The 12513-nt window shown below is 41.7% G+C and carries 10 protein-coding genes; 6 read left to right on the top strand and 4 right to left on the bottom strand.

Annotated features, from left to right (window positions below; all coding sequences use genetic code 11):
* Positions 1 to 16: 16 nt before the first annotated feature.
* Together JSY36_RS04365 and JSY36_RS04370 are read right to left on the bottom strand one after the other, a co-directional pair.
* Positions 17 to 1117 carry a glycosyltransferase family 4 protein gene (locus JSY36_RS04365; protein WP_205165401.1) on the bottom strand — a complete coding sequence of 367 codons (1101 nt, stop codon included), beginning with the start codon at positions 1115 to 1117 and terminating at the stop codon, positions 17 to 19.
* The gene (locus tag JSY36_RS04370) at positions 1114 to 2244 is read right to left on the bottom strand and encodes a glycosyltransferase family 4 protein (protein ID WP_205165402.1); all 1131 of its coding nucleotides are present in this window, start codon (positions 2242 to 2244) and stop codon (positions 1114 to 1116) included. Before JSY36_RS04370 ends, JSY36_RS04365 begins: the two co-directional genes overlap by 4 nt.
* 348 nt (positions 2245 to 2592) lie before the next feature.
* On the opposite strand from JSY36_RS04370, the gene JSY36_RS04375 reads away from it, so the two are divergent.
* From JSY36_RS04375 to JSY36_RS04395, 5 genes are all read left to right on the top strand, one after another.
* Positions 2593 to 4053, top strand: coding sequence for a protein adenylyltransferase SelO (locus JSY36_RS04375; RefSeq protein WP_205165403.1), 1461 nt, complete (start codon positions 2593 to 2595; stop codon positions 4051 to 4053).
* Between the two features lie 286 nt (positions 4054 to 4339).
* Entirely contained in the window at positions 4340 to 5662 is a 1323-nt protein-coding gene (locus tag JSY36_RS20805; protein WP_205165404.1) for a YheC/YheD family protein, read from the top strand.
* A 180-nt stretch (positions 5663 to 5842) separates the two neighbouring features.
* Positions 5843 to 6595, top strand: a complete 753-nt coding sequence (locus JSY36_RS04385; protein WP_122900576.1) for a YheC/YheD family protein — start codon at positions 5843 to 5845, stop codon at positions 6593 to 6595.
* A 259-nt stretch (positions 6596 to 6854) separates the two neighbouring features.
* Entirely contained in the window at positions 6855 to 8276 is a 1422-nt protein-coding gene (locus JSY36_RS04390; protein WP_205165405.1) for a YheC/YheD family protein, read from the top strand.
* A gap of 134 nt (positions 8277 to 8410) precedes the next feature.
* Positions 8411 to 10069 (top strand): AMP-binding protein, encoded by a 1659-nt coding sequence (locus JSY36_RS04395; protein ID WP_205165406.1) that lies wholly within the window; start codon positions 8411 to 8413, stop codon positions 10067 to 10069.
* A 364-nt stretch (positions 10070 to 10433) separates the two neighbouring features.
* On the opposite strand, the gene JSY36_RS04400 is transcribed toward JSY36_RS04395, so the two are convergent.
* Positions 10434 to 10691, bottom strand: coding sequence for a hypothetical protein (locus JSY36_RS04400; protein ID WP_122900580.1), 258 nt, complete (start codon positions 10689 to 10691; stop codon positions 10434 to 10436).
* Between the two features lie 194 nt (positions 10692 to 10885).
* Here JSY36_RS04400 and JSY36_RS04405 point away from each other — a divergent pair, with 194 nt between their 5' ends.
* Positions 10886 to 11260, top strand: a complete 375-nt coding sequence (locus JSY36_RS04405) for a nuclear transport factor 2 family protein (RefSeq protein WP_236784554.1) — start codon at positions 10886 to 10888, stop codon at positions 11258 to 11260.
* A gap of 111 nt (positions 11261 to 11371) precedes the next feature.
* Here the strand turns inward: JSY36_RS04405 and JSY36_RS04410 are convergent, their stop codons facing one another.
* Positions 11372 to 12430 carry a M14 family zinc carboxypeptidase gene (locus tag JSY36_RS04410; protein ID WP_205165407.1) on the bottom strand — a complete coding sequence of 353 codons (1059 nt, stop codon included), beginning with the start codon at positions 12428 to 12430 and terminating at the stop codon, positions 11372 to 11374.
* Positions 12431 to 12513: the final 83 nt, after the last annotated feature.

Here is a 12513-nt window from a genome sequence, read left to right on the forward strand (position 1 = left end):
TCCTTTCTTATTCACTTTAGCGTTTTCTGGTAACGTTAATGAATAATTTGTAATAGCGCTTGCTAACTTCCTCCCAACGATATAAGTTGGCAACCTTTTTTCCTTCTATTACTCTCTTCTTTGTTAATCGCGGGTTTTTCCACATTTTTATAATTGAATCAGCAATTGATTTGGAGTCCACCTTAGGAATAACCTGTGCCACATGTTTATTTACAAAAAGGCTGAGTCCGCCTTCCCGTGTTGAAACAAGCGGTACACCGTGGGCCAGTGCCTCTAATGCCACTAAGCCGAATGATTCGGTTGTGCTTGGCATGATTACTGCTCCAAACTTTTGGTAGGATTTCTGGAGTTTGCTGTATGGATATTTCCCAACCCATTTAATATAAGGTTTAATTTTTAAGGCTTTCACATGTTGCTTTAGTTTTTTTTCGTAGGATTTGGGTCCTTCCCCTATAAAAAACAGCCTCATGCTGGAGTTGTATTTCACCAAAACAGGCACGGCGTTTAAAAGCTGTTTAACCCCTTTTTTTTCTACCAGTCTGCCTACATAAACTAACAAGTGGGGAGGGGCGCTGGTTGTATGATTACTTCCTTTTACACCGTGTTCAATCACGGTTATTTTATTTTTGAACAATGGATATTTTCTTTTTAAAAGAAAAGCTTCGCTCTGACTAGGTACGACAATGGCGTCAGCCAATTTGTATAACGACTTCTGGTTTTTCGGTGTAAAAACGGACCGTTTCCCCTTACTCTCTTTCACGATTGAGTGTGATGTGTAAACTACAGGGATTTTACCAGTCTTTTTCATTGTTCTGACTAAGGGTAAATATTGCAAACTATGAATGTGAATAACGTTTGGAAGAGGGAGTTTCTTCTCTCTTAAAATTCTTTTTATTCTTTTTGACCTATAGTGGGTAGGGAAGCGCAGAATGTTTAGGTTACCTTTTCGTACAACGGACATTGACTTTGACTGGTGTCTGGTGATCACCGTTATTTTACACTTCTCTTTTGAGAGTTCATGTGTCAATTGAGTCGCTGCCGTCCCCAAACCACCGAGTAGATACGGTTCATATTCTGCTGTCAAAACCCACATATGAAGCACTGTTTTCTTTTTCATTTTTTACTCCTCTTTATAAAAGATGTATATAGGATTTCGAGGTTCGTGACGGTCGTTTTCCAACTGAATACAGAGACACATTTGTTTCTTCCGTTAAGTGATAACCGGCTTGCGAGTTCACCATCGGATGCCAGCTGATTCATTGAAGCAGCAAAGGCGTGAGGGGTGTTTATTTTTGAAACCAGTAGTCCTGTTTTTTGATGCTTAATAATTTCAGGAATCCCTCCTGTTTTAGAAGCAATGGTTGGTACTCCGCATGCAAGTGCCTCCACATTTACCAGGCCAAAAGCCTCGTGACCTTTTGTCGGGCAGACAAAACAATCAGACATCCAATATACCTTTGGCATTTCTTTAATCGGAATGCGTCCAAGGAACTGAACAGGAATGTTTAATCTGGCTGCTTCTTTTTTTAAATAGAAAGTATATTTTTTACTTCCACTCCCTGCCAAAAAAAGCTTTATGGTTGGAATCTGTTTAGAGGCAATACGCACTGCTTTAAGCAAGTTGGGAATCCCTTTTAGGGGGATGAAGCGTCCTGCATAAAGGACTGCAAAGTGACCATCAGCTCTATACTTTGAGCGGCTTCTTTTTCTTTCTTTTCCAGTAGGAGGACGGAAATGTGTGAGGTTGGCCCCTAAATGAATGATGTGCATCTTTTTAGCTTGTTGGGGAAATAGAAATCTCAATTCTTTTTTTAAAGAATCGCTGTTTGCAACAATGCAATTAGCATACTTTAGATACATTTGGGCTCTGGAGTTGGATAATTTAGGGGGAGTTACAAATGTTAAAGAGTGTAAAAAGAGGCTGATAGGTATATCGGGAAACAATTTCCGAATTTGAGGAAGGAATGAGGGGCGGTTATCAACCTGAATAATATCAAATTTACGTCCTTTTACTGCTTTCCCTACTTGTGAGAGATATCTTTTTTTCAGCCCTCCTTTGACTCTTATGATTTGCAGATTCCCGTCTGTTGTATTTCTGGGTAATCTTTTTCTTTTTACACTGATCACGGTTACCATATGTTTCTCTGATAATTTTTTAGCAATATTATATATACAAATTTCAACCGATTTCCCGTCCTTTGGTGGTACGGGAAATTTTTCTGGAGCAATCATTAATATACGCATAACGGCTTCATCACCTCTATTGTGCTACTGTTACTTATATGTATTAACGAGTCTCTTGCGACAGCTATTACCTAATAGAGGACAAATTTAGTGGAGAGATAATAGTTAAGATTCAATGTTGAGATAATATGACTATGTACGAAGAGAGTATTTCTTACAAAGCTGAGAGGAAGACAATTTGGGTTTCGCCTGATTCAGGTATGAGGGGTCATATGTTTCACACACGAAAAGCATTAATGTTACAGTTAAAATAGAGGCATATTAGAAACGTATAATAAACGAAGACCGGCGGACGTTAATAAGACCATAAACCTGTATAAAGGAATATAATGAAGAAAGGAAGATTTCATGACGAAATTACCAGAAGAAAAAGGCTGGAATTTAGATAACAGCTACGCCCGGCTGCCTGAATCGTTTTTCAGCCTGATCAATCCAAACCCGGTTGAAGATCCAAAGCTTGTTGTACTTAACAGTAAGCTGGCAGCCACACTGGGCCTGAATGCTGAAGAGTTACAAAGCAAGGAGGGGATAAATGTTCTTGCAGGGAACGATGTTCCGGAAGATTCAATACCTATTGCCCAGGCCTATGCCGGGCATCAGTTCGGGAATTTCACCATGCTGGGAGACGGCCGCGCACTGCTGATTGGGGAGCAGATGACCCCGGATGGGGAGAGGGTCGATATTCAGCTGAAGGGGTCGGGACCTACCCCTTTTTCCCGTGGAGGAGACGGTCGTGCGGCACTTGGCCCGATGCTTCGGGAATATATTATCAGTGAAGCCATGTATGCACTCGGTATCCCGACGTCCCGGAGTCTTTCTGTCGTTACTACCGGGGAGCCCGTTTACCGTGAAACGGAACTTCCGGGTGCTATCCTGACCCGGACAGCAGCCAGTCACCTTCGATTCGGAACTTTTCAGTACAGTGCAGGAGTGGGAAAAGTGGATGACCTCAGTACTCTTGCAGATTATGCAATAGAGCGCCATTATCCCCATGTAAAAAACGATGAAAATCGGTATTTTTCCTTCCTTAAGGAAGTGATGAGGTCTCAGGCCTCCCTTGTGGCGAAATGGCAGCATATCGGATTCATCCATGGCGTCATGAACACCGATAATATGACTATAAGCGGGGAGACGATTGATTACGGACCGTGCGCATTTATGGATACGTATGACCCAAAAACCGTATTCAGCTCTATCGATGTTCAGGGTCGCTATGCTTATGGAAATCAGCCTTATATTACCGGCTGGAATCTTGCAAGGTTCTCAGAAGCTCTCCTGCCTCTGCTTCACAAGGATGAGGAAGAAGCGGTAAAGCTTGCACAGGCTGTGATGGCTGATTTCAGTAAACGTTACAAGCGTATCTGGCTTGACGGTATGCGAAAAAAATTAGGTTTGTTAAACGAAGAAAAAGAAGACGAATCTCTTGTTGAGAAACTTCTGAGTGTCATGCAGAAAAACAAAGCTGACTATACGAATACCTTCCGTGCCCTTTCATTTGATCAGCCTGTGGATGAATTGTCCTGCTCTGCAGAATTTAGTGAATGGTATGGGCAGTGGCAGTCACGGCTGAACAGGCAGGAAGGATCTAATGAGTCTTCCCGGAAAGTGATGCAGCAAACCAACCCTGCTGTTATCCCTCGTAACCACAAGGTGGAAGAGGCACTGGAAGCTGCTGGAGAAGGGGATTTCAGTGTTTTGGAACGTCTTCTGGATGCTCTGTCCAAACCCTACACAAAAAAACCAGAGAAGGAATATACAACTCCTCCGGAACCATCCAATCGATCTTACCGCACCTTTTGCGGAACATAAACAAACTTCACGAACGCTTCCTTTATGCCGTGTATAAAGGAAGCGTTTTTATTATGGTTTAGTCCATTTTATATACACCAGAGATTTTTAAATCACTAAAATGTGGATAACTTTATGGTGAAACTTTTCCACGTCCAGCGCCAGCGTTTTTGTTCTTCAATGACAGCATATACGACAGTCATTTACGTACTTCCATCCTCATTTAACGAACTAGTCTTATAACTACAGCATTTAAGAGCTTGGTTCATAAACTATAGAAGGAAGAAATAGGACGGAGGTGCACAAAGTGACTAGAGTATTATGGGCAAAAATGATAGAAAGTGAATGTGAGGATAACCAGATTGCTGTACCTGAGGAATTTCTTCAGAAATTTTATAACCATACCAGTATTCAACATGGCTTGTTGCACTTTCCTTGCAAGATCATAACAAAAAAAGGAACAGGCGAAAGTGGAGAAATTGATAGTCCATTGACTCTCAGCTTTTCAAAAAAGATCATGGAAAAGCTTTATTTGTTTCAAGGTGTTAAATATCAGGTTATTTTTAAGGGATCTTCGATTAAAATTGGCCCACTGACCGGTATGACTGTCTCCAGTGACAAATCCACAGGGATGAATAGGGTAAGAAATTATCACAGAACCGGTGGAATCTTTACCGTGTTTAAAAAGAGTAATATTGATTGGGAAAATAAAACAGTAAAAGGCAGGGTTTATGCAGGAAACGAGACAAAGTGGAAGTTGGCTACCGTTCCGTTACCTGATGTTATTTATCGAAGAGGATCAAAATTTTCGGATGAACTGATTACAAAATATAAAGAAATGGGTGGCACTATTTTTAATACGAGACCCCTTTATAAAGGAGCCCTCGACGCAATACTCGCAAAAGATAAAACATTAAAGGAATTTATTATCGAACAGAGAGGTGTAAACACCATAGGAGATATATTCATTATGGTATACCGGTTTAAAAAGATTGTTGTCAAACCAAAAGCCGGGGTAGGAGGGAACGGTGTATTATTCATCGAGAAAATCGGATGGAACAGGTTTAAGGTTGCGGACTATAAAAATGTGAGAATTGCAATGAGTAGAATTCTCTCAACCAATCAACTAATAAGCTTTATGAAGGAGCGGAACCTTGATAGTGGGCGTTTTATCGTTCAAAAATGGATACAATTTAAAACTTACAAAGGTAATTCTTTTGACATGCGGTTTCATATGCAGAAAAACGATGAAGGCTGGATTTGCAGTGGAATTGAAAGCCGAGTGGCTGCTTCGGGCCAGCAGGTTACAAATCTTGCCAAGGGAGGGAAGCCTCTTTCTTTTGAAGCCGTTATGGAGTCTGAAACAGACAGCGACCAATTGAAAGACGAACTCACAACAATTTGTAAAACGATAGGTGAGGCCATCGATCAGGCGTACCCGGACGACTGCTTTGCAGATATAGGCATGGATATTGCACTGGATAGTGCGGGAAAAGTATGGTTCATCGAGGCGAACTGCCGTCCATTATTTAAAGGGTTCAAAAAAATCTCCCCATCATCTTACCAGGACATTTGTCAAAGGCCAATCTATTATTCAACGTCAAAACAGGGATTTATTGTTGCTTCATAATAAGAGAGTTGAACCTTCCAAGGGAAGGTTTTTTTGTGCGCCGGGTTTTCGTTTAGTCTTCTCTGTTGCAACAGCTGAATTGCAGATTGTGCAAGAGAAATATATGTGTTTGACGGTGGCGAAGCAGGATGAGGAGAATATGCTGGAAGTAGAGTAGAAAAGTAGAAAGGGGGTGAAAGTGTGGGAAGGTCTAAATCAAAATATACCAAATATAAAATTATGAAAAAAAATCGTTTTCTGGCGAACTATCTTCCAGAAACGTGTCTTTATACAAGAGAGAGATTATTGTTAATGCTTGGTAGACACAAGCAGGTCATTATTAAACCGAATGTAGGAAAACTTGGCAAAGGGGTTATCAAGATTTCTGACCTGGGAAGGAACTATTTTTTTGGGAAAAAACAATATGAAGTTCATATAGGCAATACTTCAAAAACATTTGATAACTTTCAGTCAATGCTATTCTACGTAGAAAGAATAAAAGACCGGAAAAAAAACGTCATCCAACGGTACATTCCTCTGGCTACGATAGATGACCAACTATTTGATATGAGGATCATGCTGCAAAGAAAAAAAAGGTCAAAGAATTGGGTTGTTTCCGGAAAAGCCGTAAAGGTTACTTTTGAAGACTACATTATTTCTAACGCCTGCATCCAAGTTAAAACATTAGAAGAAGCGATTGGCGAATCTTCATTGGAAGGTCGTGTATCCGTCGAACGGTTAAATCAAAAAATTGACTATCTGTCTATTATTCTTGCAAGGCATCTGCAAAAGTATTACAAAAAAGATAAAGAGATTGGTCTTGACTTGGCAATTGATAAATACGGACGCCTGTGGATTATCGAAGCAAACTTCAAACCTATGATTAACATGTTCATGGGGATGGAAGATGAGAGCGTATACAATAATATCCTTGCCTTTCGTAAGAGCATGTGACGTCCGGTTAAAGTCAGAATCAAACTGAAAAAGACTTGCTCGCTGCTCATAATAGAGAGTGGCGGCTGCGCTTTTATTCAGAGAGCGATACATGAGACGGCATTATACCTCATGAATCGCTCTCTTTTTTTATGGAGGCTGTGCATAACTGTGGGTAAGCTCGCACAGATTCCTCTCTGTTAGGTGAATGCTCGGCCAAAAAAATGAACCGGTCATAGAATAGAAAGAGGTTAACTACATGAGACAGAGAGGGAGACAGATGTTTTCAATTTGGATTAAAATCAGGAATGTAGAGTGTGAGAAAAGTGATGTACAGCTTCCAAGGAAGTTTGATCATCTGCTCAGTCATTTGGCGTATGTTCAACATGGGCTGTTGAAACAACAATGTACGTTTGAAATACGAGACATTGATGAAGAGGAGAAAGGGACCAGGGAATCGCCATTAATGATAGAGATGCCCCGTTCAATGATTAAGAGCCTGTACATTATTGAGGATCTGCCTTTTCAGGCAATTGTTATTGGCAGTACACTCAAAATCGGACCGGTTACAGGGGTTATAGTGGATAAATCTGATCGGGTAAGTGGGACGGCCCGAAAGGAAATAACCCACGTCATTGGAGGAATACTGGTTTTTTTAAACAGAAAGAGTATAAACCTCGTTAATAAAACCGTGGCAGGAAAAGTGTATGATCACAAAAACAGAGTGTGGATTGGAAAAACGGTTCCTTTACCGGAAGTGATATATGTAAGAGGGACTTTGAAAAAATACCGGCATTTGCTGCTGGATGAGTATCGCAGAATGGGGGGAATCTTGTTTAACACAAGGCGTCATGACAAGTATGAGATCGAACACCATTTAGGTGGCATAATAGAGTTAAAAGATGCTTTTATTACAAGTACCTTGATTGAAAACGCCGACAGTGTTATTCATTTTTTGAAAGACAAAAAAAAGGTTGTACTCAAGCCCTCAAAAAGTAAAAGGGGAAAAGGAGTAATCTTCATTGAAGAGAAAGATACTGATATTTATCAGATCTACGATTACAGGAAAACGAGGAAAGCACGTCAGCAGGTAGTCAGCCACCAGGAACTGCAGACGTACTTGAACCAGTTAGCAACGCGTAAAAGATATATAATGCAAGAGTGGATCAGCTTTTTGCAGTACAGAGGAGCCCCTTTTGACATGAGAGTTCACATGCAGAAAGATGAAGGCAGTTGGATATGCAATGGAATAGAATGCCGGGTTGCCAGAGCAGGAGAAAAGATCACGAATGTATCGAAGGGAGGAAAAGCGATCTCATTCAGCCAGGCAATGGGAAATTGTTCCGAAGAAATAAGGGACATGGTTAAGGAGAGGATCCTTCATTTCTGCGATATGTTTTGCACTCATTTAGATCAAGCTTTACCGGATGATCACTTTGCGGACGTTGGTATGGATATTGGTCTGGAAAAAGATTATACGATTCGCTTTATTGAAGTCAACTTTTCACCTGCGTTTAAAGGCTTTCGGAGTTTTAACAGGCTTATGTATAAAAAAATCAGCTGGCAGCCACTTCTTTATGCCGCACAGTGTCAGGGGTATATAAATGAAAGGTCATCACCTTCCTTCATGAAAAGTGAATCAAACGAGAATGGATCGTTTATGGAACAAAATAAGAACGACCATAATGCAAAGCATGGATAGATCTGGGCAAGGAGAACAGGAAAACAAATAATTTGACCGCGGAACAGACGAAACATTCTGAAATCTGATTGACCAAGCGCTCATTCAACCTCTATAATCACAGTAACAGGTGAATTTAATAGGAGGCGTTCGATATGGCAGAAATGATTCATTCAACAGTAGGGAAACTTCTGGAAGACACAGCTGCAAAACAGCCCCATCACGATGCATTGGTCTATCCTGACCGGGGGCTGCGTCTTACATATGAGCAGTTTGATAGTGAGTGCCGCCGAGTAGCGAAGGGACTTATGAAGCTGGGTATTGAGCGTGGCGAACATGTGGCAATATGGTCTTCAAATAAACCGGAATGGGTAACAACTCAGTTCGCTACGGGGAAGATGGGGGCTGTTCTTGTAACCGTTAACACCAATTACCGAACCGCTGAGCTGGAGTTCCTGCTCAAACAGTCGGATGCAACGACAATTATCCTGATGGATGAATTTAAAGGAGCATCATACCTTGATATGCTCTACGAGATTGTACCTGAGCTGAAAGAGTCTGAACCCGGGCAGGTGCAGTCTGAACGCTTGCCATACTTAAAGAACGTGATTTTTATGGGCGAGGAAAAGCATCCCGGTATGTGGAGCTGGCCTGACCTTTTGGCAAAAGCTGAAGAGATTTCGGATGATGATCTTAACGAACGAATGGAAAGCCTTGAGCCGGATGATGTCATTAATATGCAGTATACATCGGGTACGACAGGATTTCCGAAAGGGGTTATGCTGACGCACAGTAATCTGGTTAACAACTCGGCGAATATTGCTGAGTGCATGAATCTGTCAAACGAAGACCGGATGTGTATCCCTGTTCCGTTCTTCCACTGTTTTGGCTGTGTTCTCGGTACACTCGCGTGTGTGAATGCTGGTGCTGCCATGGTCCCGGTACAGGAGTTTACCCCAAAAGCAGTATTGGAAGCGGTTTCTAAGGAGAAATGTACCGCTCTCCATGGGGTGCCGACGATGTTCATCGCTGAACTGAATGAAAAAGCCATAGACCAGCATGACTTTACACACCTTCGAACAGGGATTATGGCTGGTTCCAACTGCCCGGTGGAAGTCATGAAAGGTGTCATTGATAAAATGGGAGCAGAAGAAATGACCATTGCCTACGGTCAGACAGAGTCATCCCCTGTTATTACACAGACCAGGGTAAATGATTCCCTTGTACGAAAGACGGAGACTGTCGGACGGGCCCTTCCAAATGTAGAAGTGAAAATTGTATATCCGGGCACAGATGAAGAAGCACCACGCGGACAGCAGGGGGAATTATGCACTCGTGGATACCACGTGATGAAAGGCTATTATAAAGATCCTCTTGCGACAAAAGAGGTGATTACAGAGGACGGGTGGCTCAGGACAGGTGACCTGGCTGTGATGGACGAAGACGGCTATGTAAAAGTAACAGGAAGACTGAAAGACATGATTATCCGTGGCGGGGAAAATATATATCCCCGTGAAATTGAAGAATTTCTCTATCAGCATCCAAAAGTACTGGATGTTCAGATTGTCGGGGTCCCTGACCAGAAGTACGGGGAAGAAGTATCCGCATGGATCGTTCTAAAAGAAGGAGAAACGGCGACGGCTGATGAAATTAAGAACTACTTTGATGGCAGAATAAGCAAGCACAAAATCCCCCGCTACATTGAGTTTGTGGATGAATACCCGATGACAGCTTCGGGAAAAATCCAGAAGTTCAGGCTGCGGGAAATGGCAGTGGATAAATTATCAAAGCCGGGGGCTGGGGTGGAAAAATGATAGGTGTGAGGTTAAGTAAATTCTCTCTACGAAAATAATCGATAAAAAGCTGTCATAAATACCCGTACCTTTTTCTGTAAGAATAGAAACACATAATGAAAACGAGAAGTAATCATAGTGATTTCTTCTCGTTTTTTCGGAGTTAAAAAATATATACTATTTTTAGTTACAAAGAACAGCCTCTCCGAAGCAACTGGCGATCCTGTTCAATCCACGCTCTTATCAATTTTGCATCGGGCTTTAAAGAGGAGAGTAGCTACGTTTATTTTCAGAGTCAGAGGGTCCTATAAAGTAAAAACACTATTATAGGACACCACTGATTACTCATCAATTTAATACGATTGTCAAACTTTAAATGAGAGAGTTACTCTGGCGTACAAGCTCCCTCTGTAGTATTAATTGTTAGTTCAGCTGTAAGACCAGGTGCTATTGTAATATCTACTACAGCATCAATGCTTGGACACTCTACTGTTACAACCACTCCTAATACTTCAATAACTCCTACACCAGCAGCATCAACTGGAAAGGTGAACAAACCTAAATTTACATCAGCAGCAATTTCTGTTCCTAATAATGAAATATCAGCAGTAACTTCGGCACAGCAAAAATTTAAAAGTCCCATTCGCTTCACCCCCTTTCGGTCTTTATGCTGTATTCTATGAAAAATGACGATTAAGAGAATGTACGTTTCTCCTGGTAGAAACGTACATTTTTCATAGGAAATTAAATTTTTGGGGGCATTCCCATGACCATAAGTTAAAGCAGACTAACCTCGTATAAGCTTTGTTTCAAATAAAAGAATGAAAGGTGATAAATATGGTGAAAGAAAACACTCAATTGAAAGAGCGTATAAAAGAGCTGGAAGTTTCTCTTCTCAGTCCTGCCGTACGTACGAACCCGGTAAAAATAAATGAACTTCTTCATGATGATTTCTTTGAGCACGGAAGTTCGGGAGTGGTATTTTATAAAAAAGATTGTACTGGTGAAGGGGGAGTAGGGGTAAGAGAGATGACTCTATCCGGCTTCTCTTTGCATTCTTTGGGGGAGAATGATGTTCTGGCAACGTATGTATGTGATGACCAAACACGAAAGGTCAGGTCATTACGAAGTTCTGTATGGAGGTTTGAAAGTGGACGCTGGCAGATGTTTTTTCATCAGGGGACGGTAATGAGAGATAGCAGCCAGGTTTAATTAAGTCAAAAGAAAACTCAACACCTTTAAAACTAAGAATACTATATAACGGCTTTCCCGAAATATGAACGAAAACCAGACGCCCTGTATCTTAGCGCCTGGTTTTTCGTTTTATTCCTGCCCTTCTTCCTGATCCCTGTACTCCTGATAAGGAAGGTCGTCCCAGAAGTTGATATCTGCATCGTGAATCGATCCGTCAGCAATGGCTTCCATCGCTGCTTCCATGGATACGACAGCCTGTTTAATTAAGTATCCGTTACTCTTCTGGCCAAGAACAGCTTCTTCACGGCTGTTATCCGTCATGCCGCGCATTTCAAACAATAATGTTGAGAAGTCATACTCATATGCAAGTCCGTTACGAGCAATGGTATTTTCGCTTCCACCCGGATATTTAGCAAGGTGGCCCCATCCTTTAGCAGTTACAGCGTCATAGATGACACTTCCAAGCTGCTTGGACCCGATCACAGTTTCTTCACTTACACCAGGATTAGTTGGATAAAGCATGGAACCGGATACATAGCGGTCATCGAGGACCGGTGATGTCCCTTGATGATGGAAATCAATTAAATAATCAATATCGTATTTCTGCAAAACATTCTCATGAAGGGCAATGGTTTCAGGCTGAGTACGGTCATTGTGGTCACGGTTTAAATCGACTTCATTGGCGTTAAAACGGGTGGACGTTCCCCCTGCTGTGTAATCACTGATGTCAAAGTTCACATCACCCTCAGCCCCGTCAGGATTAATGCGCGGCACAAACAATACATTTACCTTTTCTTCAAGCTCACGGACCTGCCGGCTGTTTCCGCTCAGGTTTTTAATGACATGAAGAGCGCCTTCTGTAATCATTTCTTCGTTACCGTGCTGTTGGGTAAGGAAAACAATCGTTGGATTGTCAGGGTTATTGCCGAATTTTACTAAAAAGAGGTCACGTTCTTTTACAGACTGACCAATGACTTCAAGTTCCAGGCGGTCTGATCGGTCTGTTACATGATAGAGAAAATCAGACATTTCTTCGTACGTCTTTACCCGGTCTTTGTTGATTGACTGGTTCGGGTTGATGTTCGGTCCGTTTCCGACTGCACCCGCCTGCTGAAAGGGCAGGGATGCCAGTAAAAGGACAAGCGTGAGCGCACTTGCAAAAACGAGCTTCATGATGTTTCGGTTCATAATATAAAATCCCTCCTGAAAATAGTGTCGACTACGGTTTCGTTATTTCGACATCCATTTCCTTCGAGAATCGAATAAATAAG

Source organism: Alteribacter salitolerans (genome assembly GCF_016901055.1).
GTDB classification, from domain to species: Bacteria; Bacillota; Bacilli; order Bacillales; family Salisediminibacteriaceae; genus Alteribacter; species Alteribacter keqinensis.